Source organism: Chryseobacterium sp. Mn2064, assembly GCF_049319685.1.
Lineage (GTDB): Bacteria > Bacteroidota > Bacteroidia > Flavobacteriales > Weeksellaceae > Chryseobacterium.
In genome coordinates, this window is the sequence record NZ_JBMOUE010000003.1 from 18,144 (window position 1) to 42,402 (window position 24,259).

Consider the following 24,259-nt stretch of genomic DNA (forward strand, 5'->3'; position numbering starts at 1 on the left):
GATACATCTTTCTAACGGAAAACAAGGTCAGGATATTTTACCAGGGAAAAAATATTTTTTAATCCGTGAAAACACTACTGACAAACTGTTGTCATAACCTGCTCTTACCTTTGTATCACAATAAACAAAAACCATACAATTATGACAACTACTGCAACAGCTACAAAACAATTTATGACTTCTGATCAGTTACTTAATGACTGGCAGGGACACAGAAATCTGACCAGAAGAGTTATTGAAGCTTTTCCTGAAAAAGATTTGTTCGAATTTTCCATCGGAGGAATGAGAACGTTTGCGAAACTGGCAATGGAATTAATTGGTATTGCGGGACCTGCTTTAAAAGGAATTGTTGAAGGAACTACAGAAGCATATAACGAAGAAGCTTTTGTTCCAAAATCAAAAGAGGAGCTTTTAAAGAAGTGGGATGAAGAAACTGAGGTCATCAACCATTACTTCAATCTGATTTCTGAAGAACGTTTTCAGGAGACTTTCAATTTATTTGGAGAATATGAATTCCCGGTATATCAGAATATTCTTTATTTTGTAGACAATGAGGTTCATCACCGTGGACAAGGATATGTTTACCTTAGAGCATTAGGAATTGAACCTCCTTTCTTCTGGGAAAGATTCTAATACCGCAAAAGACAAGATCGTAAAAAACAGAAGTCTGGAAAGGTCATCATACGATGTCATTTATAAACGGTGGTTTTTCCTCAATCTTAGCAGAACTCATATCATTACTTATTTAGATAGACTTTCTGTTTTTTGTGGTCATAGTCAATTTGCTTATCAACCATTTCATTTATTGCCTCAATTAAGTCACTTTTAACCTCAACAATGACCTTGTTGAGGTTTTATTGATGCCTTTCTATCATTTTGATAAGCATTTCGTTGAGTCTTTCGCGAAGACTTTGAGGTTCCAGAACTGTGGCATAATCTGCAAAGGTAACCAGCCATCGTGGAAATCCATCATTGATCCATTCTGTTTCAAAGGTGAGTTCCACTCCATTTTCTTTTTCTGCCTCATGAATCAAACCGTAATATTTTTTTGAATTGACAAGGTGAGGCATTACTTTTTTATCTACCAAAAGCTTTGCCGTCACTTTATTTCCGTTGGATTTTTTCCGGTAATCATTAACCTGCCCATATTCCTGAACAAAAGGATTGGGTGTTTTCAAAATTTCCAGAATTCTGTCTATACGGAATTGTCTGAAATCTTTTCTAAGCGTACAAAATGCCATAATGTACCAAAAGTTAAACTCAAAGAACATTCCGACAGTTTCGATGGTTCTATTGGTTACTCTTCCGTCTACCGTCTGATATTTGATATTAAGCTGTGTTTTCTCAGCAATACTTTCTAAAATGATAGGAATTACATTTTTCAGAGAATCTCCGGAATCGGTGTGAAAGCTAAAAACATCAATCTGTTTCTCAATATTCTCGATCAGATTTTTATCCGAGTATTTCAGTACGGAACGGACCTTTTCCATTGCTGCCTGATAGTGGTTTCCTAAGCTTTGATGGGAAAATTTCTGCATCAGCTTTTCAGCGGTAATGAAACTTAAGACCTCTTCTTTGGTAAACATAATCGGGGGAAGCTTATATCCTTCCATTAAAGAATACCCATTTCCGGCTTCTCCCACAATAGGAATGCCTGCATTCTCCAGGGTTTTAACGTCCCGGTAAATGGTTCTTATGCTTACGTCAAATTTTTCAGCCAAATCCTGTGCTCTTACAATAGGTTTAGACTGTAATTGGGTAAGAATAGCGGTTACCCGGTCGAGTTTTTTAAGATAATGATCGTTCATATTGCTTGGGCAAAGCTAAAATTCTTTTTTGAAGTTTTCTTACAAATACAAAGGCTTTTTTCTCTAATTTTCTTTGTAGGTATTAACCAGTTTATCCAGGTTTAAACTTCGGGCAGAGGCATCAAAAATTTCCCGGTATGTTCCGTCTTTGTTGTAAAGTTCATCATGAGTTCCATTTTCCACGACTCTTCCTTTTTTCATCACATAAATAGTGTCGGAATCTAAAATCTGAGATAATGAATGTGAAATGATAATTACCGTACGTCCTTCTTTTATGGCATCCAGAGAATTTTTGATCTGTTCTGTGGCAATAGCATCGAGACTGGCAGTAGGTTCATCCAGAAAGATAATCGGAGGATTTTTCAAAAATAAACGGGCTATGGCAATTCTTTGCTGTTGCCCTCCGGAAAGTTGGGTTGCATCATGTCTGTAACCGTCCGGAAGATCCATAATCTGATCGTGCAGATAAGCTTTTTTGGCTGCTTCCTCAATTTGTTCAAAGCTTGCATTCATATCACCGTAGCGAATATTATCTTCAATGCTTCCCTGAAAGATATGGTTTTTCTGAAGTACCAAACCAAGATCGCTTCTTAGAAATGTATTATCATATTCACATAAGTTGACGTCATCCAGAAGAATTTCTCCAGAGTCCGGAAGGTAAAATTTACATAAAAGATTGATCACCGTTGATTTTCCAGCGCCACTCAATCCAACCAATGCTGTTGTTTTTCCATTCTCAATTTTCATGGAAACGTTATGAAGTGCTTTTGTTCCGTTGGGATAGGTAAAGTCTACATTTTTTAATTCAAAAGTTCCTTTGATTTGTTTTTCAATAAAGCTTCCGTTGGGTTCAGCTTCATTGTCAGCATTTAAAATATCAAAATATCCTTCTGCATAGATCATCGCGTCATTCATATCATCATATATTCGGTGTAATTGACGGATAGGCGCCGAAACATTGTTAAAAAGCATGATATGAAGCATGATGGCACCAATGGTCATCTGCTGATCGAGTACCAAATATACTGTTAACAGGATAATGAGAACAACTCCAAATTGTTCCAGAAAAGTTTTTAATCCATCATAAATAAAGTTGGTTTTTCTGGTGAACATCTGGCTTTCCATCAGCTGCATCTGAAGATCATATTGTTTTTTTCCTTCAAATTTTTCACGGACAAAACTTTTGATCACCATAATGGAATTGATGAGGTTCAAGAGCCCCGAGGTCTTTTTTTCTCTCTGATTTCTAAGCTGTCGACGTACGCCACTCAGTTTCTTAGCCTGTAGAGAACTGATATAAAAATAAATTGGAACAATAACGGTAGACACAGCTCCCACATATACATTCTGCATATACATGATAATCAATGCAATGATCGCATTTGAAAATAGCGGAAGAATATCAATAAAAAAGTTTTGTACCAGTTTCGTTAAGCTTTCAATGCCACGGTCTATTCTGATCTGTAATTTTCCGGATTCATGATTTTCATCGTTAAAGTAAGCCACTCGGTACGTAAGAATTTTATCGATCGCTGATTGTGCCAAAATGGAACTTACATTGATTCTGATCTTCTCACCATAGAATTTCTGCCCGAAATTGATAAAAATATTCAGGAGTTCTTTCCCTAATAAAATGATGGAAATAATAACCAAAATATGAATCCCCTCCGTCATCGGATGAGGAAGATGAGTTAGCTTGGTTACTTCATCTACTGTATATTTCAGAACAATCGGGTTAACCTGCGCTGCCAATGCTCCCAGGAAAGTAAGAAATAACGTTCCGTAAATCATAGGACGGTAAGGTCTGATGAAAGGAACCAGCTGCTTGTAAATTCCGAATAGGGTGATGGTTCTGTTGAAAGGTTTTGCCATAGGAATGAGTTAAACTAAAAAACGTACCGTTTTCAAGAGAAAAGGTACGTTTTTATTATGATTTTTCAGTCTATATTCCTTATATATCTTAGATTTATTTGATCCCCAGAAACTTTTTAAGCGCCGGATCTTTCGCACTGATCTCTTTGATTTCTACGTTTCCTCTCGAAGCAATCAATGCAAGCCAGTATCCTTCAATATTTTTAAACAGATAGAACGTTGATGATACAGGATTTCCCACTCCACACATAGGCCATAAGCCTTCATATGCTGCAAGAATTTCTACAGCATTACTTTTAATGATTCTGGAATTATTTAAATAGATATATTCCTTATCTACCAGAAATCCATTAAATGATCGTACAGATCCCGGATCTATCCCTTTTAAAGCGATTAAACCATCACTATAAGAATATAGATAGACGTTATTTTTATCTTTATAATAGCTGTAGGTATCTTTTACTTTTTCAAAAGTGGCTGCATCTGCTGAGGTTTCTTCATTCTTCCAGTAGATCTTATGATCCGCTTGTCCCAAAAACATACTGTAAATACTTTTAAACTGAACGGCACCGTTAATTTTTATAAGATCCTTTTCTCTTGTTTTTGTCTTGTTAATCTGTTCCTGGCTCAAATTTTCAAAAAACCCGGTATTTCTATGATAGGCCTGATCTCCATAGAAAATATACTCGTTCATCTTTTCACTTATAAAGACATTGTTTTTATTGGGGGAGACGGAATAATTAAATGGAATTTTTTTTAAATAATATGTACTCTTATTATTATCATATTCCCTTTCGTACACTCCATTTTTATCAAAACACAACATTTGTTTATCTACTATCCCAAAACTCGGAATATCCAATTGAGATTCGTCCAGCAAAGAATCATATAAAAAGATTTTTTTACCATCCGTAATATAGATATTCACATAGTCATCATTCCATATTTTCACCTGATCTGCATCTGAGATATCAATAGGAAGGATATTTCCTTTGCAATAAATATGATTTTTATCTTTAAAATATGATCCCTCCAAATTAACGAACGTAGCAGCATCGGGATCTTTTACAATATCAGTCTGCTCATAGACATGGTTTTTATCTTTGGAAAAATACCCTGAAATAGTAACAAAAGAAGATGGATCTGCATCAGAAAAAATACGATTTTCATAATAAACATGGTTTTTATCTTTGGAATAAAATGTTCCCAGCTGAATAAAAGAATCTGCATCACTTCCCGGAATAGGTGTCTTGAAGCTACCACTCTTCACAAGAGTATTCTTTATTTTGTAGAAATAAGGACTGAGATATTGCAAATGTTCCCCTTCAAAAAGGAGCTTGTCGCCTCTTTCGTAGACTCCATTTTTATCATAACACAGATCACCTTCCATAAAGATAACCGTATGAATATCTATAGGAGTTAATGTGTTATGGTAATATATCCGATTATTGAATTGATAATATCCACTATTGGCAGAGATGGTACCTTTTGAATCTCTAAGTGGTGTAAATTCTGAAGCTTTAAGGTGTTTAAGTTCAGTCGTATTCTTATAAATTGCTTTTTGAGTTCGCCAGAAAGGACCATCATTCGTGAATCCCATATATTGATAGCCCAGCGTGTCTGTTTTTACAAAGTTACCATTGACAAAAATACCGTCTTTATTTTTGGCCATACGATGATCACTATTTGGAAAAACCGAAAATGATTTTGTATCAGCCTTAACTACTTTTCTTGTTTTTCTATTTTCCTGAAAAACAATAGTATTATCATTTACAAAATAGGTGTAAGGCGCCAGTCTGGGGTTATCCTGAATAACTAAAGCCGGATTAATAACCGGATCTTTTATAGAATCGATTTTCTGAGCATATGCTTTTATTGAAAAAACACAGAAAAAAAAGAATAGAAAACGCTTCATAATACCAAATTATATGATGGCATTAAATATAGCGATTTCTAAAACGCTGTGCCTATCCTTCGTACATGTAGGTAGTAAGATAGTGAAGCTCAGGTCTGCTGGCTTCTTTAGAGTCTGCTTCTGCCTGCTCCAATGAATATTGAGTATTAACCTCTTTTTTCTGGAAGACAAATGAGTTGTTCGCATTTTTATCTACCACGTCATTGAAGATATGTTCTATTTCAGAATTCGCTAATGAAGCAAAGCTGATATCTTCAAAACCGTACATCAGTCGCAGGTCATCAAACTGTTTGAAGTTTTCATCGACAAAACCTTGCAGCTGAGCTTTAGAATCGAAATTTCCTGCCCAGATGTTGTAAGCGTATTTTTTCTTTTTCGGTTTGTCAAGAATACTCTGATAGACAAAGTTTTCACCCAGATACGCTTCTCTTACCTGTGGATCATTCGCCAGGTCTTCCGGAAGTCCTTCTTTCAGGATCTTTCCTTCAAACATAATGTATGTTTTGTTGGTAATAGCAAGGGTCTGCTGTACGTTATGGTCAGTAATCAGGATTCCGATGTTTTTATCCACAAGGCTTCTTACAATTTTCTGAATATCCTCAACTGCAATCGGGTCTACCCCTGCGAACGGTTCATCCAGAAGGATAAAATTCGGGCTTGTTGCCAAACAACGGGCAATCTCAGTTCTACGTCTCTCTCCTCCGGAAAGAAGATCTCCTCTGTTTTTACGAACGTGTTGTAAAGAAAATTCTTCAATCAGTTCATCACATTTAATCTGCTGTTCACGTTTTGAAAGCTTAGTAAGCTGCAATACTCCCATGATGTTTTCTTCCACCGATAATTTTCTGAAAACCGAAGCTTCCTGCGCTAGATAACCGATTCCTTTTTGAGCTCTTCGGTACATTGCATCGGTAGTAATTTCCTGTTTGTCCAGAAAAATTTTCCCTGAAGTGGGCTTAACCAACCCTACGATCATATAAAACGATGTGGTTTTTCCTGCTCCATTCGGTCCCAGCAAACCAACAATTTCTCCCTGTTGAACCTGCACAGAAACGCCTTTTACAACTTTTTTCGGACCGTATTCTTTGATTAAGTTTTCTCCTCGTAAAATCATAGGGCAAATATATCAAAAATATAAACTCACTTTATACCAATTAAACTTTTTGTTTATTTGAAAAGCTAAACTTGTTTGATGATTGTCATATTGTAACTTTTCGTCGATTTAAGCTACTTATCAATAACAAATCAATTATAAATATTAAGGCAATGGAAAATTACAGTTACACAAAAACAGAAAATAGTCAAAGCTCACAAAGCAATGTTCCTTATCGTTCAGAAAAGAAAATTCCTGCTGCCCTACTGGGGATTCTTGTCGGCTGGCTGGCTCTCAATAAATTCTATCTGGGATATACTAAGGAAGGAATTATTCAATTGGTTCTTAATGTCGTTACTTTTGGCGCTGCTTCTATTATTCCTTTTATAGAGGGAATTTTATATCTCTTTATGAGTGATAAACAGTTTGACGATACGTATGTGTATGGAAAAAAAGGCTGGTTATAAAAAACACGGTTTCAGACAAAATCTAAAAATTCCAGTTTTATTCCTGGAAAAGGATGAGGTAAAATACCGTTTTATTCATCTCACATCAACAACAAAATTATTATGCAAAATAACCAAGAGCTTACAGATCTGCTGGCGTTAGATCTGGGCATTACCCTTACCAACCGAAGACCATATGCTAAAGAAGTTTTTAAATGGCAGGATATGGATCTTCTTCCCCACTCTTCCACCGACACTTTACTGTGTGAAATTTTTGAATGGAACGGCCGAAACTGGAGAACCACCGGAAACAATCTCGTCGGATATTTATTTTCTGACGGAACTTTAAATATCATAAAAGAACAACTCATCAATACTCCGAAGCATCCTGCTCTGATTCCTGATTTTGAATTCACAAAAGAGAGCATGGATGAATATGGGATGGCGTTACCTTCTTTGTTTAATATTGGCATCAACGGAAATATTAAAAGTGCCAAAAGCTTTTCTGTAAGGGTAAATAATGTAACCAAATCAAGAATTACAAATATTGACTCTCCAGGAATCGAGATTCTGAAGAACTATTCTCTTTTCACCCAGGATAAGTCTAAAACATACAGAAAGAATATTAAGTTCAATTATCTGAGTACCTCATTATTCTATGCAGAAAGTGTGGAAATTTTTCTAGAAAAAGATTCATCTTCTGACCTAAATTTAAGTTTTCAGACCCAAAATGTAGAAGTAGACGCTAAAATTGATACTGATACCGAGAAACATTTTATTTTGAAATATTCCGGAAATCAGTCTCCTTTTGCAGCAAAGTTTACAAAAGGGAAAGATTTTAATATTATGTAAATATCATTTGTCAAAAAAATAAGAATCGGGCTGTTCCAAGGAACAGCCCGATTCTTTTATGGTAAACTCTGTTGAATTATTTGTTCAAAAGAATGGCAGCTTCTTTAGCAAAATACGTAAAGATCATATCTGCTCCTGCTCTTTTAAAACAGGTAAGGCTTTCAATGATCGTTTTGTCATTATCCAACCAGCCGTTCTGAGCCGCAGCTTTCACCATGGCATATTCTCCACTTACGTTATATACCGCAATAGGAAGATCAATGGCCTCACGTACTTTGGAAACGATATCTAAATAAGGAAGTCCCGGTTTGATCATAATAACGTCTGCTCCTTCTTCAATATCCTTATATACTTCGTTCAATGCCTCGCGGGAATTATGGAAATCCATCTGATAGGTCTTTTTATCTTTCGGAATTTCCATATCATCTTTCGGAGCACTGTCTAAAGCACTTCTGAAAGGTCCATAAAAAGAGCTTGCATATTTTGCAGCATAACTTACAATTCCAACGTCTGTAAATCCGCTTTCTTCCAATGCTTCACGGATCACCATTACTCTGCCGTCCATCATGTCACTCGGTGCTACAAGATCAGCTCCTGCTTCCGCATGAGATACTGACATTCTGGCCAATGCGTCGTTCGTAGCATCGTTCAAAACTTTTCCTTTTTCAATAATTCCGTCATGGCCATAGATAGAATAAGGATCTAAAGCCACATCCGGCATAACGATCATTCCCGGAACAGCATCTTTGATCGCTTTAATGGTATTCTGCATCAGACCGTCTTTGTTCCATGCTTCTTTTCCTGTGTTGTCCTTCAAATGGTCAGACACTTTCATATACAAATTGACAGCTTTTACACCCAAAGAAAATAATTCCTTACATTCCTTCACGGTTAAATCTATACTTCGCCTAAAAATTCCCGGCATAGACGGGATTGCCTCCTGCTTGTTTTCGCCCTCCATTACGAAGATCGGCATTACAAAATCATCAGTTGTAAGCACATTTTCTCTTACCAAACTTCTGATAAATTCATTAACTCTAAGTCTTCTATTTCTTGAATGTATCATTTTGGAATACTTTTTGAATAAGTTTCTACAAATTTAATATAAGTTCTACAAAAAACTATTGTACGAAATTGTAGAATTTGTTATATTTGTTATATATATTCGAGAAATTATAAATTTGATGAAAAAACTTTTACTTTTAATTCTATTTACAGGCACTTTTGTTGGGTTTTCCAACAATTTAAAAGCTCAGCTGAAAGAGCCGGGTTCCATCACTCAAAAAGCAGATGATGGAGTATTGCTTGCCTATCCAAATCCCGCAAAGGATTTCCTTATCATTAAGGCAAAAGATTCTTCTTTAAGAATCAAAAGTGTGACTTTCTATTCTATTTTGGGTATGCAGGTTGCCAGTTATACAGTAAACATGAATTCCGGAGAGATCAATATTGAAAAATTAAAACCCGGAAAATATATGATTCGTTACCTATTAAGTGACAACACGCAAAAAGTGACTCAAATCGTAAAACAATAAATTATAATCCTGATAATCATCAGGATTTTTTCTTTTACCTCTATTCTGTTTTAATATTTCCGTAACTTTCAGAACTTTTTTATACTAATTGTAAAAAAACAATTGAATGCTAAAAGCTGAACATATTAAAAAGACCTATAATGCCGGAAAAAAGGTGGCCCTGGATGATTTTAGCATCCATGTTCCCAAAGCCAGTATTTATGGCCTTTTAGGACCTAACGGAGCAGGGAAAACTTCTTTTATCCGAATCATTAATCAAATCACACAAGCCGATTCAGGGGAAATCTTCATTAATGGAGAAAAACTGAATCCCAACCACATCAAAGATATCGGGTATATGCCTGAGGAAAGAGGTCTGTATAAAAACATGACTGTTGGAGATCAGCTTCTTTATTTCGGAGAGCTGAAGGGAATGAGCAAAAGTGATGCGTTGAATGAAGCCAAAAAATGGTTTGATAAACTTCACATCGACCAATGGTGGAAAAAGAAGCTTTCTGAACTGTCTAAAGGAATGGCGCAGAAAATTCAGTTTGTGGTTACCGTTCTTCACAGACCGCATCTTTTAATTCTTGATGAGCCTTTCTCAGGTTTTGATCCCGTGAATGCCAATTTAATTAAAGATCAGATCATTGATCTTAAAAATAATGGTACGACAATCATTCTTTCTACCCACAGAATGGAAAGTGTGGAAGAAATGTGTGACTATGTTGCCTTGATCAACAATTCCAAGAAGATTATTGACGGAAGGGTTTTTGATGTAAGAGAAAAATTCAAGAAAAATATTTTTGGAATTACGCTTTCTGAGGTAAATAATGACCAACTGGAAAGTTTTAAAGGTAAATATGAAATTTTCAATTTTTCTAATGAAAACAATCTTGTTTCTTTTGACCTGAAAAATGAAGCTGAGCAGAATAATATTTTGCTGGATCTGGTGCACGTGGGTAAAGTGAGATCATTCGACGAAAGAATTCCTAGTATGAATGAAGTGTTTATTAATGCCGTAAGTAACCATTCTTAATTTTATGAATAATATTTTTTTAATTACAAAAAGAGAATTTCTTACGCAGGTTAAGAAAAAATCTTTCATTATACTGACTTTGCTGGCTCCCGTGATGATTATTGCTTTTGGTGCAGTGATCGGTTTAATGTTTAAAGCCAACGAATCCCACAGCATCATAGAAGTAGTTGATAAAAGTGGACTTTTTACCAATGAGCTGAAGTCTAACGACAAGCTGAACTATGTATTTGTTTCTGCAGCGGATGAAAAGTCGAAGATCAATAATCTAAAAGGAAATGAATCTCTGGATGGTATCCTTATTTTACCGGAGCTGAAAAATCAAAATTTTGACGAGCTTGAAAAGGACGCAAGACTGGTTATCAATACAAAAATAGGTTTTGATACGAAGCAAAGAATTGTTTCCGATATCAGCAACGTCGTGAAAAAAGAAAAGATAAAGCAGTTGGGCATTCAGCAAGCGCAGCTTAATGATCTTGATAAGAGCTTCAGCTTAAAAACGATCAATGTTACGAATAACAACAAAGAAGATTCTGATCTTTCTTTTGGGGTAAAATCGGGGCTTAGTATGGTTTTGATGTACGTTACCTTTATGTTCATTATTATTTATGGTGTAAGGGTAATGCGCAGCGTTCTTGAAGAAAAGAACAATCGTGTAGTAGAAATTATTATTTCTTCTGTAAAGCCTTTTGAACTGATGATGGGTAAAATTTTAGGAGTTACTTTGGTTGCGCTTACTCAGTTCATTATCTGGATCACGATGTCTGTCATTGGAGCATTAGTTCTCAATACAGGATTCTCACCTCTTCAGAAAGGGATTCCGGGCGGAAATGATGAAATTGCAAGCAAACTGGATATGGGACAACTGGCAACTCAGATCTCTCACAGCCTTTTGGAACTTAACTTCCCATTGATCATCTTTGTATTCATCGTATTTTTCCTACTGGGATATATTTTCTACAGTTCTATTTATGCCGCCATTGGTTCTGCTGTAGATAATGAAACAGAAACACAGCAATTCACTTTATTTGCTATTTTGCCTCTTACTTTAGGAATGTATGGAAGTTTTACTTTGATGAATAATCCTGACGGTCCACTAGGATTTTGGTTATCTATCATTCCATTTACTTCACCTGTGGCGATGATTGCAAGAATTCCTTTTGGAGTTCCTGCCTGGCAAATTGCATTATCGATCATATTATTGCTGGCTACCACTATTTTTATGATCTTCCTTGCCGGAAAAATCTATCGTGTAGGGATTTTGATGTATGGAAATAAAGCGACTCTAAAAGAGCTTTGGAAATGGATCAAAGGATAACATTGAGCTAGAAAAGCTAAAAAATATAGAAAAGGACAAATTTGCGATAAGCGAATTTGTCTTTTTTTGAACAATACTATTTTATTAACTGGAGTAAAACCTGTTGATGCAAAAATAAAATCTCTTCTAACTTCTACTTATTTGCTTCCAAGAAATATCTAAAAACAAAAATCCCGGAAACAAAGTTTCCGGGATTTTTTTATATTCTGAATAAATAATTCTATTTGAATATATAACTTAAAGTAAGTGCAAGAACCTGTTCAGATTTCTTTTTATCAGTACCCTTGTATTCTTTTGCAAGACCAGGGTAAGTATCACCAAGACCTAAATCATATTTTACCGCTACTTCGAGTTGTCTCTTATAGCTATATCCTACTCCTAGTCCTAGTCCCCAGTTAAAGCTGTTGGCTTTACCGTTTACGCCCGCCGGTTGTCCAGGGTCTGTAACATCCGGATCGTAATAAGGTCTGCTTACAGGAGCATTCTTTACGTTTTGGCTCAATAAAAAGTTAAATCTAGGTCCAATTAAACCAAAGAATTCTGATTCTGCTTCAGAAAAATATCCTTTGAAATAAAGCGGCACACTCAGATAGTTATTAGCATATACTGCATCATAGCCATCCAATCCTTTAGCATCTTTATCTTTCCCAGTTTCTCCAGCACCATAGTACTGAACTTCCGGTTGAATAAAGAACTGGTTTGCCTTTCCTACGGGGATTAACGCCAAAGCTCCACCTTGAAAAGTGTATCTTGGGCCTGAAGGGTTATGGGCATTGGATACTCTAGAGTAGTTTAAACCTCCTGTAACACCAAATCTTGTACTGCTCCATTGCACTTGTGCAAAAGATAAAGCAGAAAGACCGATGGCAGAGGCTAATAAAAGTTTTTTCATATGATTTGGTTTTTTATATTATCCTAGAATTTTTGCTACAGTAGCACCGATATCAGCTGGAGAATCTACAACGTTGATTCCGTTTTCTCTCATGATCTCCATTTTTGCCTGAGCTGTATCTTCTGCACCACCAACGATAGCACCAGCATGTCCCATTGTTCTACCTTTTGGAGCTGTTTGTCCAGCGATAAATCCTACAACTGGTTTAGTAGATCCGCTTGCTTTGTACCATCTTGCAGCTTCAGCTTCTAGTCCTCCACCGATTTCACCGATCATTACAACCGCTTCAGTTTCTGGATCGTTGATGAATAATTCAAGAGCTTCTCTTGTAGTAGTACCAATGATTGGGTCACCACCGATTCCGATTGCTGTAGAAATACCGTAACCTGCTCTTACAACCTGGTCAGCAGCTTCGTAAGTAAGGGTACCAGATTTTGAAACGATACCTACTTTACCTTTTTTGAAAACGAAACCTGGCATAATACCAATTTTAGCTTCTTCAGAAGTAATGATTCCAGGGCAGTTTGGTCCGATTAATCTGCAGTCTCTGTCAGCAATGTAAGATTTTACTTTTACCATATCAGCTACAGGAATACCTTCTGTAATACATACAATTACTTTGATCCCTGCTTCAGCAGCTTCCATGATAGCATCTGCTGCAAATGCCGGTGGTACGAAGATGATACTTACATTGGCACCTGCTTTTTCAACAGCGTCCGCAACTGTATTAAATACCGGCTTTCCTAAGTGCTCGCTTCCTCCTTTTCCTGGAGTAACACCACCTACAACGTTGGTTCCATATTCAATCATCTGACCAGCGTGGAAAGTTCCTTCGTTCCCTGTAAATCCTTGTACAATTACTTTAGAATCTTTGTTTACTAAAATTGACATTTTATTGTTGTTTTAATTTATTTATTTTCAGTTTATACGTCAGACAAAAATAATGATTATTTGTCGTTAAAAAAATTTTTAAATCTGATTTTATTCATCATATTTTTTCAACAGATCGATTAAATCCTGCTCCTTAAGTCTGTTATAATTAATATTTTCAATAAGCGGCTCAAGTTCGGGTTTTTCAACCATTAGCTGCTTCAGTTTTTTCCTGTTATTGACCAGAATACTCAATGGCTGTCTTATATCTCCTTTGAATAAAACATCTGATACAAGAGTAGACCCGTCATAGCCGTGGCGTCTGTATGCTTTCACCCATTTTATTTTCTTCCCGTCATATACTAATTCTACAAGTGTTTTTGTAGATTCTGCAGGAAAATAGATAAAAGTTCTTGGTTTATTTTTAAGATCTGTAAATTCTATTTTCTGAATTTCAGGAGCCGGATATTTAACCGTTTTCCCATCTTCCAGAATTTTAACTTTTTTGTCTGAGAGTGTTATTTCATCAATTTGATCACTCTCAAAAAGATTTGTTCTAAAAGGAATTTTAGCGTTTACAATTCTGTTATCGCTAAATGTAATTTTTGATTCGATCTCTGACTTCTGAGCAAAACTTATTGAATAGATAAAAAGAAACAGTGCTAATAAATTTTTCATTATAAATTTCTTAGTTTAACTTCTTTTTTCAAATAGGTTTTAAAATCTTCTGCAAACATCCCGATATAGGTCCCTTTTTCCAGATCTCTATTGACTCCGGTTTTCCCTAATAATACTGATCCTGCTTCAATTTTATTACCGGAAGCAATACCAACCTGCCCCCATAAGGTTACTTCGTCACCAATAACACAGCATCCTGCAATACCAACCTGAGAGGCGATCAAACATTTTTTTCCAATAACGGTGTCGTGTCCGATTTGAATCTGATTATCCAAAACAGAGCCTTCTCCAATGATGGTGGAGTCTGTAACTCCTCTATCGATGGTGCATCCGTTTCCGATTTCTACATTATTCTCGATGATCACATTCCCTACGGAAATCAGACGGTCGAAGTTTCCGTTTAATTTTCTGTAATAAAACGCATCTCCGCCTAAAACGGTATTGGATTGAATGATCACATTATCGCCAATCTCCGTTCTGTCTCCAATAACAACATTAGGGAAAATAAGGGTATTTTTTCCGATCTTCACATTGTTTCCAATCACTGCTGAAGGGTGAATTCTTGTTCCCTCTCCTATTTCTGCATCGTGAAGTTCTTCTGTGAAGTTATAAATTCTTGTAAAATGAGTATTGATCTTGTTGAAGTCTCTGAAAGGATCATCAGACACCAAAAGAGCTTTACCTTCAGGGCAATCTACTTCTTTATCGATCAAAATAATGGTCGCTGCAGAGTTGAGTGCTTTGTCATAATATTTAGGATGATTTACAAAAACGATATCACCTGGTTTTACCATGTGAATTTCATTGGTTCCCAATACTTCAAAGTCTTCGGGACCTACAAATGCAGAGCCTATTAAATCTGCAATGGTTTTAAGCTTTTGCGGAGAATGGAATCTCATAACAATAGATTTTCTTATAAAACAAAATTCGGACTGCTAATGCAACCCGAATTTATGTAAATTTTATTTATTCTTTTACTCTTTCTAAGTAGCTACCGTCTTCAGTGCTTACTTTAATTCTGTCTCCTGGTTCAATGAACAAAGGAACCATTACTCTAGCTCCTGTTTCAACGATAGCGTTTTTAAGAGCGTTGGTAGCTGTATTTCCTTTTACTCCCGGATCAGCTTCAATCACGTCAAGATATACTGATTGTGGAAGTTCTGCAGAAAGAGGAGTTTCGTCAGCTTCTTTTAGAATGATCGTTACTTCTTCACCCGCTTTCATAAACTGAGCGTTCTCGATCATTTCTTTATTGATATATAATTGAGAGAAGTCATCATTATTCATGAAGTGGAATCCGTTCTCATCATCATATAGATATTGGAATTTTCTTGTGATTACTTTTACTTCCTCAATTTTGTGTCCCGCAGAGAAAGTATTATCAATTACTTTACCGTTGGTTACTGACTTTAATTTTGTTCTTACGAAAGCAGGTCCTTTTCCTGGTTTTACGTGAAGAAACTCGATTACTTTAAAAATGTCATTGCTATATTCGATGCAAAGACCTTTTCTGATATCGTTACTTGTTGCCATTAATTTTGTACGTATTTATTTTTTTTTATTAAATTGTATTCCCTGGCCCTGCATCGTCATTCTGTTAAATGTATTATTATTGAATGTGTTGACATTGTTATTCAATCTGCTTACATTGTTCTGAATTTCAGACTTGTATACATTGGATGTACCTAAGATAGAGCTTCCGGTATTTTTCTGCTTCAGAATATCATTGATGTTATTCTTGGCAATACTATCATTAGATTCTTCAGTGAGCTTTCTTTCTATGGTAAACACTTTTTCTTTTTTACCATCCTCAGTTTTTTCTGCTTGTTGTCCAAACACAAAAGATGTTGTAGAAAGTGTGATTAACATGATTAGGCTTTTCATCATCTGATAAGTAGTTTAAGTTACTTATTCTCTATCCTTACCGGTACCATATCCTTTTACGATACCTCTTGGTGAGTTTTGAATAAATTGTAAGATTTCATCTCTTTCAGCTGTAGGAAGCATTTCTTTTTCAATGTATGCCAACGCCTGAGAAACATTCATTTTCATTTGGAAAATGGCTCTGTAAATCTTTTGGATTTCGAAAATTTTCTCGTTAGAGAAACCTCTTCTTCTTAATCCTACAGAGTTGATACCTGCATAAGAAATAGGATCTCTTGCTACTTTTACATAGGGAGGAATATCTTTTCTGATCAAAGATCCTCCTGAGATCATGGTATGTTTTCCGATTTTACCGAACTGCTGAACTGCGGATAATCCTCCCATTACGGTAAAGTCTCCGATTTCCACGTGTCCTGCAATACCGCAACCATTTGCAATAATCACATTATCTCCTATGATACAGTCATGAGCTACGTGTGAAGTGGCCATGATAAGGCAGTTGCTGCCTACTTTTGTATATCCTAGTGCCTTGGTTCCTCTATTTACTGTTACACATTCTCTTAAAGTCGTATTATCTCCGATAATTGTTTGTGTATCTTCTCCATCGAACTTCAAGTCCTGAGGGATTGCAGAAATTACAGTTCCCGGGAAGATTTTACAATCTTTTCCGATTCTTGCACCTTCCATAATGGTAACGTTAGGACCAATCCATGTTCCTTCTCCAATTTCTACGTCCCCTGCAATTGTAGTAAAAGGTTCTACAATTACATTTTTGCTGATTTTTGCGCGTTTATCTACGGCTGCTAATTGATGAATCATTTAATCAACTTTATTTTTTGCAACTTGAGCCATAAGCTCTGCTTCTACTGCCACTGTATCTCCTACGTATCCGTACCCCTGCATATGAACGATCCCTCTTCTGATAGGTTCGATCAATTCAATTTTGAAAATAAGGGTATCTCCAGGAATTACTTTTCTCTTGAATTTCACTTTATCAATTTTGATGAAGTAAGTAGAATAGTTTTCCGGATCGGGAACGCTTGCCAAAACAAGAATACCTCCTGTTTGTGCCAGAGCTTCTACCTGAAGAACTCCAGGCATCACAGGTTCTTTAGGGAAGTGACCTACGAAAAACGGCTCATTCATCGTTACGTTTTTCAATCCTACTACATGAGAGTCTGAAAGTTCAAGAACTTTGTCAATCAATAAGAATGGAGGTCTGTGGGGCATCAGCTTCATGATACCGTTGATATCGAATACCGGTTCTTTTGTAAGATCAAAATCCGGAACGTTTTTCTTTTTCTGAAGCTTCCACTGGCGGTTAAGTTTTTTAGCAAACTGAGTATTCACATAGTGTCCCGGTTTGTTGGCAATCACTTTACCTTTTATTTTAACTCCTGCTAAAGCTAAGTCACCAATTACATCCAGTAGTTTGTGTCTTGCTGCTTCGTTAGGGTAATTCAAATTAAGATTATCAAGAATTCCGTTGGGTCTGATCGCTACGTTGTCTTTTCCAAAGGCTTTCTTTAATTTTTCTGTTGTTTCAGGAGTAAGATCTTTATCTACATATACGATAGCGTTGGAAATATCTCCTCCTTTGATCAATCCGTGATCTAAAAGCATTTCCAACTCGTGCAGGAAGCTGAACGTTCTTGCAGAAGAGATTTCGTCTTTAAATTCTGAAATATTTTTAAGAGTGGCATTCTGAGTTCCCAATACTTTGGTTCCAAAATCTACCATAGTTGTTACTTCGTAAGTATCTGAAGGGATAATTGTGATTTCCGAACCTGTAGCCGGATCACTGTAAGTAAGCACTTCTTTTACAACCAAATATTCTCTGGCAACGCTTTGCTCTATTACTCCAACACTTTCAATAGCTTCTACAAAGTATTTAGAAGATCCATCCAAAATAGGTGGTTCAGAGGCATCCATTTCCATCACTGCGTTATCAATATCACAACCTACAAGGGCCGCTAAAAGATGTTCACAGGTCGTAATTTTCACCCCTAATTTTTCTAATGTAGTTCCTCTTTCTGTTGCTACAACATAATTTACATCTGCTTCTACCTGAGGATGTCCCTCCAAGTCTGTTCTTACAAATACAAAACCTGTATTTTCTTTAGCAGGTTTAATGGTAAGTTTTACTTCTTTACCTGTGTGAAGTCCAATTCCGGACAGAGTTACCTCTTCCCGAAGCGTTTTTTGCATATCACTCATTAGGATTATCTTTTGAGTTATTCTCAAGATTATTTATTCTACTTACGATTTCAGGGAAATTTCTGAAATGAACATAACTTCTCAAATAGTCATTATAACTGATGGCTGGTGAGCCGTATAATGTTTCTCTGTCGTTAACACTGGAGTTCACCCCACTTTGGGCCTGAATTTTCACCTGGTTACCGATTTTAATATGTCCAACAACTCCTACCTGACCTCCGATTTGGTTCCAATCACCAATGGTGGTAGAACCTGCAATTCCGGCTTGTGCGGCAATTACGTTGTTCTGCCCGATTTTTACGTTATGGGCTATCTGGATAAGATTATCTATTTTGGTTCCTTTTCCAATGATTGTAGAACCAATTGTAGCTCTGTCGATACTACAGTTGGAACCAATTTCAACATCATCTTCAATAATTACATTACCCAACTGTGGAATTTTTTTGAACCCCTCAGCAGTCGGCTGAAACCCAAACCCATCTCCTCCTATCACAGTATTGGAGTGAATGACACAGTTGTCTCCGATGATACAGTAATCGTAAATTCTGGCACCACTGTCTATTTTACAGTTTTTACCAATTTTCACGCCTTTACCTATATATACATGCGGATAGATCTGTGATCCGTCACCTATTTTGGCTTTTTCCGAAACATAGGTAAATGCTCCGATATAAGTTTTCTCACCAATTACTGCCGTATCGTGGATGGACGAGCCATCTTCAATGCCTTCTTTTCTACCTCTCATTTCCTGATATAAATTCATCAGAATCTGAAAAGAAAGATAAGCATCCTTCACAACGATTATGGTAGGGATATAATTATTTTTATCCAGAAGTTTTTCCGAAACGATGATCACAGAGCATTTTGAGGTATCTAAAAAATGAGAAAATCGATCTTGTGCTATAAAAGAAAGATGTCCTGATTCTCCATTTTCAATTGGAGAAACCCCTGTAATAAGTGCATTCTCGTCACCTATTATTTTTCCGTCAATAAAACTTGCAATTTGCGAAGCTGTAAATTCCATATTCTGCAAAGATAAGAAATTCTATAATTTGCAAACATATTTTGGTTTCAGATCGTAAATTTTAATATTATTTAAGAATCTCCCCGTGATATATCTCGCGGAAACATAAGAATATAGCGTGTTGTTTTATTCGTCATAAGTCCTGATAAAAGCTGATCTTCAGACTCATGAAGTCTTATTCTCTTTCCATTTTTCTGCAACAGATAGATAGGCTGCTTTTCTGCATGGTAAGGCACAAGTTTTCTTTTTATCTCGTGCACGAGTTCTTTTCCGTTATCGATTCCGAAAAATTCATTCGTCTTTTTTATTTTTTCATCAATTATCTGCGCATCAAAAGGATGAGAAGAGATAATGGTTTTCGGTAAATTTCTTTGAATTACACACTGGCACCAGTAGGCAAGAACAAAATCATCAGAATTCTGCCATTCTTTCATGGCCTGAATAATATCATTATCATCAAGTTTAGTGAATCGTTCTACATCTTCGTCTGTAGCACCACTTTTTCCTCGGTATAAAAAATATTGTAAGTTTTCGGTAGCAGGCAGCTCAATTCCCTGAGAAATCAGATATTTTGCTCTTTCAAGAATTTTAACCAGAAGAAATTCAGCCAAAGCAGAGGTTTTGTGGTAGTAAACCTGCCAATACATGAACATTCTGGCTGTCAGAAAATTTTCGATGGAATAAATTCCTTTCGCATCAATCACCAGCTCACCTTCTTCACAGACGTTCATCATAGAAATAATCCTTTGGGTATTGATATTTCCTTCAGAAACACCTGTAAAAAAGCTGTCTCTCTTCAGATAATCCAAACGATCTACATCCAGCTGAGATGAAATCAACTGATTGAAAAACTTTCGGTGATATTTCCCCTGAAACATTTCTATTGCCATAGACAACTGCCCATTAAACTCTTCATTTAATTTATTCATCAATAAAAGAGAAAGATTTTCGTGATGCCAGTCATCCATCAGCATACTTTCTAAGGCATGGGAAAACGGACCATGACCAATATCATGCAGCAAAATAGCCAACATCGCTCCTTTTTCCTCTTCTTCTGAGATATCAATACCTTTCTGTTTTAAGGTTTCCAATGCGGTAAACATAAGATGCATCGCCCCCAAAGCATGGTGAAACCTTGTATGGGTTGCGCCTGGAAAAATCAGGTTCAAAAGCCCGGTCTGCCCTATTCTTCTTAGTCTCTGAAAGTATGGATGTTCAACGATATCAAATAAAATTTCATGGGGAATTTTGATAAATCCATGAACAGGATCGTTGATGATTTTTAGCTTATTCTGCATTGAAACGTCAGTATTAGTAAACAAAGTTAGGGATTTTAAATGGGAACGTTTTGTTAAATTATCGGTTTAAATATTGATCACACTTCTACCAAGTGCCAAATCTGTTCCAAAGCTTTCAGATTATTTTAATTGGGAATTTTTGTTTTTGCTAAAAGCGTTTGCTTCTGTTGCCTGAAAGATTTATCTTTGAGAAAAACACGATAGCCTTATAATGAGGAAGTATTTTCTTTTCGTTTTATTCTTTTTAAGTTTAAATTTTTCTACACAAACTTTATCTGAAAATCAGAAACTGGAATCTTTATGCAAGGTTTGGGGATTTTTAAAATATTATCACCCTCAAGTTGCTAAAGGAAATTTTGAATGGGACCAACAACTCCTAAAAAAAATGAGAGAACTTGAAAACATCAACGACAAAGAGGAATTAAATAAATTATACGCCAATTGGATCGATAACTTAGGAAAAGTTGATAGTTGTATAGAATGTTCAAAAAAAGATGACAACATCTATTTTCTTAAAAATTTTGACCTGAGCTGGATCAATAATACTCAGATTTTCACAAAGGAAGTTACACAAAAGCTGTATTATATTGAGAACAACAGAAATATAGGAGATCATCATTATTTTGGAAAAAATGACAAAAAAATTTATTTCCGAAACGAAAAATCTTATGGTTCACCATTTACTTCCAAAGCGATCAGCTTACTTGAGCTTTTCAGATACTGGAATTATGTAGAATATTTCTTTCCCTATAAATATGAAACAGATCAAAACTGGAATGATGTACTTTCGGAAATGATTCCCAAGTTTATCAGTATTAATAATGACACTGAATATCATTTAACATTAGCCGAACTGGTGAGCAAAACCGATGATTCTCATGCCTATCTTTATTCAAAAAATATTAATCTTAGCCTTTATGGCAGCAGAAAAGTTCCGGTAGAATACTCTTATGCGGAAGGAAAATTGATCGTAACAAAAATCTTACGCAACAGGTTTCATGATGAAAGCACATTAAATGTTGGAGACGTCATCTATGATATTGAAGGAAAAACGATCCCTCAAATGGTTAATACTTTCGGCAAGTATATTCCCGCATCCAATTCGTGGGGGAAAATTCATAAGATCAAACATCTTTTTCTTAACAGTAATAAAGATTCTCTTTCTTTAAAGTTTGAAAGGAACGGACAAAATGTAAGCGTTGCCGTAAAAACTTATCCAACGAAGGATATTATTCATGAAAAAGCTTCAGCCCCAGCAAAGTGGAAATTCATCGATCAGAAAAACACAATCGGGTACGTGAATATGGGAATCATTGAAAAGGAAGATCTTGATGAAATGTACAGCCATTTGCAATCTGCCCAATCTATTATTTTTGATCTTAGAAATTACCCAAAACAGACTATCCGACCTTTAAGTTATCTTTTACTTCCTCAAAGTATGCCTTACTATCAATTTAATTTTCCGGAAACCGATTATCCCGGCAAGTTTTACAGCAAGATAAACAGTATAGGAAGAACAAACCCGAAATACTATAAAGGTAATATTATCGTTTTGGTAAATGAGAGTACCCAGAGCCAGGCGGAAACTACAACAATGATGTTTAAGCAGCACCCTAAAGCGAAGATTATTGGAAGCAATACTTCAGGGGCTAACGGAGATGTCATTACTTTTAAGATTGCCGGTCTCGCCACACGTTTTACCGGTCTTGGCGCATATTACCCCGATGGCAGAGAAACCCAAAGAATTGGAATTATTCCGGATATTATTATAAAACCTACTGTGCAGGGAATTAAAGAAGGAAAAGATGAAGTTCTGGAAAGAGCTTTGCTGTATATAAAAACGAATAACTGAATACAACAGAAACCGGATCTGCTGAGAAGCATTTCCATTTAACTAATATTTAACTTTTAATATTTCGATTTTGTGAGATTTTAAAAGGAATTGGTCAACATTTTGATAGAATAACCATGTAAAAAATAAATTATGTCAGAAAAGATATTATGGATCGATGATGAAATAGATTTACTTAAACCTCATATCGTATTTTTAGAAAAGAAAGGTTATCAGGTAACCCCTGTTAACAACGTGAACGAGGCTTTGGAACTTATGGATTCGGAGAAATTTGCTTTAACGCTTATTGATGAAAATATGCCCGGTATTTCGGGACTGGAAGCTATTCCAATGATTAAAGAAAAAGATAATTCTTTAAAAATCGTTATGGTAACCAAAAGTGAAGAAGAACATATTATGGAAGAGGCTATCGGCTCTCAGATTGCCGATTATATTTTGAAGCCCGTAAACCCTAATCAGATATTACTTTCATTAAAGAAAAATCTTCAGCAGGAAAATCTGGTGGAGCAGAAAACTATTTTACAATATCAACAGGAGTTCAGAAATCTTTCTATGGAACTTTCTTACCTGAGAACCTATCAGGAATGGGCAGAATATTATAAAAAAATCCTGAGCTGGGAAATTAAATTTGATAAAGTAGCAGATAATGAATTTGCCGATCTTTTACAATCTCAGAAAGAGGAAGCTAATATTCAGTTTGCCAAGTTTATTGAAAAAAATTATGAACACTGGCTTACAGGTTCCGACAAGCCTATGATGAGTCATACGCTTTTCAAAGAAAAAGTAAAGCCTGAAGTTGAAAAGGAAAAAGTACTTTTATTGATGGTAGACAACCTTCGCTATGATCAGTGGAAGGTGATAGAGCCATTATTTACCAAATATTATAATAAAATATCGGAAGATTATTACTACAGCATCCTTCCTACGGCCACTCAATATGCAAGAAACTCTTTCTTTGCCGGTTTGATGCCTTCTGAAATTGAAAAACGTTTTCCAGATAAATGGTTTAACGATAATGAGGAAGGAAATAAAAATGAATTTGAGCGTGACTTTCTGGAAGATCAGATGAAAAGAATTGGACTTGGTTCCAAATCGATGAAGTATCTTAAAGTACTGAATGCTGATTTTGAAAGAAAAATCTATGATGACTTTAATCAGCATAAAAACAACGACCTTTTGGTGATTGTTTATAATTTCATTGATATTCTTTCTCATGCCAAAACGGACAACCATATTGTAGATCAGCTGATCCGTGATGATAAAACCTTCCGTTCTCTTACTATGAACTGGTTTGAAAACTCATCATTATTAAAGATTATTAAATTAGCTGCAGAAAACGGATATAAACTGGTGATTACGACTGACCACGGAACCGTTTATGTAAAAAAACCAAGCAAAGTGGTAGGAGACAGAGAAACCTCTACCAACATCCGATACAAAACCGGAAAAAGCTTAACATATGATGACAGTGATGTATGGGCTATTACGAATCCGGAGAAGTTATTTCTCCCTAAAGGAAATTTAAGTTCAAAATATATTTTTGCTAAAAACAATATATTCCTGGCTTACCCTAAGAACTACAATCATTTTGTAAATTACTATAAAGAAACTTACCAGCATGGTGGTATCTCATTGGAGGAATGTATTATTCCTATCAGTGTTTTAGAACCCAAATAGTTTTTTTCATAGT

General features: G+C 35.8%; 22 protein-coding genes and 1 pseudogene. 8 read left to right on the plus strand and 15 right to left on the minus strand.

Going from position 1 to position 24,259, the window contains the following annotated elements; translation table 11 throughout:
• Window positions 1–141 precede the first annotated feature (141 nt).
• A complete protein-coding gene (locus ACL9RH_RS12570; protein ID WP_422693718.1) occupies window positions 142–633 on the plus strand; it encodes a DinB family protein in 492 nt (163 codons plus the stop codon).
• Window positions 634–854: 221 nt separating this feature from the next.
• Here ACL9RH_RS12570 and ACL9RH_RS12575 read toward each other — a convergent pair whose 3' ends face one another.
• The 4 genes and pseudogenes from ACL9RH_RS12575 to lptB all read right to left on the minus strand — a co-directional run.
• On the minus strand, window positions 855–1,808 hold the full coding sequence (locus tag ACL9RH_RS12575; RefSeq protein WP_422693719.1) for a helix-turn-helix transcriptional regulator: 954 nt from the start codon (window positions 1,806–1,808) through the stop codon (window positions 855–857).
• Window positions 1,809–1,871: 63 nt separating this feature from the next.
• Window positions 1,872–3,599, minus strand: coding sequence for an ABC transporter ATP-binding protein (locus ACL9RH_RS12580; RefSeq protein ID WP_422694197.1), 1,728 nt, complete (start codon window positions 3,597–3,599; stop codon window positions 1,872–1,874).
• Window positions 3,600–3,774: 175 nt separating this feature from the next.
• Window positions 3,775–5,595, minus strand: a complete 1,821-nt coding sequence (locus tag ACL9RH_RS12585) for a DKNYY domain-containing protein (RefSeq protein ID WP_422693720.1) — start codon at window positions 5,593–5,595, stop codon at window positions 3,775–3,777.
• A gap of 388 nt (window positions 5,596–5,983) precedes the next feature.
• Window positions 5,984–6,709 (minus strand): annotated as a pseudogene (gene lptB / locus ACL9RH_RS12590) (LPS export ABC transporter ATP-binding protein); the annotation flags it as partial.
• 152 nt (window positions 6,710–6,861) lie between these two features.
• Here lptB and ACL9RH_RS12595 point away from each other — a divergent pair.
• Together ACL9RH_RS12595 and ACL9RH_RS12600 are read left to right on the plus strand one after the other, a co-directional pair.
• A complete protein-coding gene (locus ACL9RH_RS12595; RefSeq protein WP_422693721.1) occupies window positions 6,862–7,155 on the plus strand; it encodes a TM2 domain-containing protein in 294 nt (97 codons plus the stop codon).
• A gap of 102 nt (window positions 7,156–7,257) precedes the next feature.
• Complete coding sequence (locus ACL9RH_RS12600) at window positions 7,258–7,986, plus strand: hypothetical protein (protein ID WP_422693722.1); 729 nt, start codon at window positions 7,258–7,260, stop codon at window positions 7,984–7,986.
• A 76-nt stretch (window positions 7,987–8,062) separates the two neighbouring features.
• Here the strand turns inward: ACL9RH_RS12600 and hemB are convergent, their stop codons facing one another.
• Entirely contained in the window at window positions 8,063–9,052 is a 990-nt protein-coding gene (gene hemB / locus ACL9RH_RS12605; protein ID WP_422693723.1) for a porphobilinogen synthase, read from the minus strand.
• A gap of 118 nt (window positions 9,053–9,170) precedes the next feature.
• Between hemB and ACL9RH_RS12610 the strand changes: the two genes are divergently transcribed.
• From ACL9RH_RS12610 to ACL9RH_RS12620, 3 genes are all read left to right on the plus strand, one after another.
• Window positions 9,171–9,521, plus strand: coding sequence for a T9SS type A sorting domain-containing protein (locus ACL9RH_RS12610; protein ID WP_422693724.1), 351 nt, complete (start codon window positions 9,171–9,173; stop codon window positions 9,519–9,521).
• Between the two features lie 106 nt (window positions 9,522–9,627).
• Window positions 9,628–10,539, plus strand: coding sequence for an ABC transporter ATP-binding protein (locus ACL9RH_RS12615; protein WP_422693725.1), 912 nt, complete (start codon window positions 9,628–9,630; stop codon window positions 10,537–10,539).
• 4 nt (window positions 10,540–10,543) lie between these two features.
• Complete coding sequence (locus ACL9RH_RS12620) at window positions 10,544–11,854, plus strand: ABC transporter permease (protein WP_422693726.1); 1,311 nt, start codon at window positions 10,544–10,546, stop codon at window positions 11,852–11,854.
• Between the two features lie 220 nt (window positions 11,855–12,074).
• Here the strand turns inward: ACL9RH_RS12620 and ACL9RH_RS12625 are convergent, their stop codons facing one another.
• The 10 genes from ACL9RH_RS12625 to ACL9RH_RS12670 all read right to left on the minus strand — a co-directional run bounded on the left by ACL9RH_RS12625 (window position 12,075) and on the right by ACL9RH_RS12670 (window position 20,717).
• Complete coding sequence (locus tag ACL9RH_RS12625; protein ID WP_422693727.1) at window positions 12,075–12,746, minus strand: porin family protein; 672 nt, start codon at window positions 12,744–12,746, stop codon at window positions 12,075–12,077.
• Window positions 12,747–12,764: 18 nt separating this feature from the next.
• A complete protein-coding gene (sucD, locus tag ACL9RH_RS12630; RefSeq protein WP_002977143.1) occupies window positions 12,765–13,637 on the minus strand; it encodes a succinate--CoA ligase subunit alpha in 873 nt (290 codons plus the stop codon).
• A gap of 90 nt (window positions 13,638–13,727) precedes the next feature.
• The gene (locus ACL9RH_RS12635; protein ID WP_422693728.1) at window positions 13,728–14,294 is read right to left on the minus strand and encodes a hypothetical protein; all 567 of its coding nucleotides are present in this window, start codon (window positions 14,292–14,294) and stop codon (window positions 13,728–13,730) included.
• Window positions 14,294–15,193 (minus strand): UDP-3-O-(3-hydroxymyristoyl)glucosamine N-acyltransferase, encoded by a 900-nt coding sequence (locus ACL9RH_RS12640; protein WP_422693729.1) that lies wholly within the window; start codon window positions 15,191–15,193, stop codon window positions 14,294–14,296. Before ACL9RH_RS12640 ends, ACL9RH_RS12635 begins: the two co-directional genes overlap by 1 nt.
• A gap of 67 nt (window positions 15,194–15,260) precedes the next feature.
• On the minus strand, window positions 15,261–15,827 hold the full coding sequence (gene efp / locus ACL9RH_RS12645; protein WP_422693730.1) for an elongation factor P: 567 nt from the start codon (window positions 15,825–15,827) through the stop codon (window positions 15,261–15,263).
• Window positions 15,828–15,842: 15 nt separating this feature from the next.
• The gene (locus ACL9RH_RS12650) at window positions 15,843–16,163 is read right to left on the minus strand and encodes a hypothetical protein (protein ID WP_422693731.1); all 321 of its coding nucleotides are present in this window, start codon (window positions 16,161–16,163) and stop codon (window positions 15,843–15,845) included.
• Window positions 16,164–16,202: 39 nt separating this feature from the next.
• Entirely contained in the window at window positions 16,203–16,997 is a 795-nt protein-coding gene (gene lpxA / locus ACL9RH_RS12655; protein WP_422693732.1) for an acyl-ACP--UDP-N-acetylglucosamine O-acyltransferase, read from the minus strand.
• A complete protein-coding gene (locus tag ACL9RH_RS12660) occupies window positions 16,998–18,395 on the minus strand; it encodes a bifunctional UDP-3-O-[3-hydroxymyristoyl] N-acetylglucosamine deacetylase/3-hydroxyacyl-ACP dehydratase (protein ID WP_422693733.1) in 1,398 nt (465 codons plus the stop codon). It abuts the gene before it with no gap.
• Window positions 18,388–19,419 (minus strand): UDP-3-O-(3-hydroxymyristoyl)glucosamine N-acyltransferase, encoded by a 1,032-nt coding sequence (gene lpxD / locus ACL9RH_RS12665; RefSeq protein WP_422693734.1) that lies wholly within the window; start codon window positions 19,417–19,419, stop codon window positions 18,388–18,390. Before lpxD ends, ACL9RH_RS12660 begins: the two co-directional genes overlap by 8 nt.
• A gap of 71 nt (window positions 19,420–19,490) precedes the next feature.
• A complete protein-coding gene (locus ACL9RH_RS12670; RefSeq protein WP_422693735.1) occupies window positions 19,491–20,717 on the minus strand; it encodes an HD domain-containing protein in 1,227 nt (408 codons plus the stop codon).
• Between the two features lie 385 nt (window positions 20,718–21,102).
• Here ACL9RH_RS12670 and ACL9RH_RS12675 point away from each other — a divergent pair, with 385 nt between their 5' ends.
• Entirely contained in the window at window positions 21,103–22,569 is a 1,467-nt protein-coding gene (locus ACL9RH_RS12675) for a S41 family peptidase (RefSeq protein ID WP_422693736.1), read from the plus strand.
• A gap of 132 nt (window positions 22,570–22,701) precedes the next feature.
• Window positions 22,702–24,246, plus strand: a complete 1,545-nt coding sequence (locus ACL9RH_RS12680; RefSeq protein ID WP_422693737.1) for a PglZ domain-containing protein — start codon at window positions 22,702–22,704, stop codon at window positions 24,244–24,246.
• Window positions 24,247–24,259: the final 13 nt, after the last annotated feature.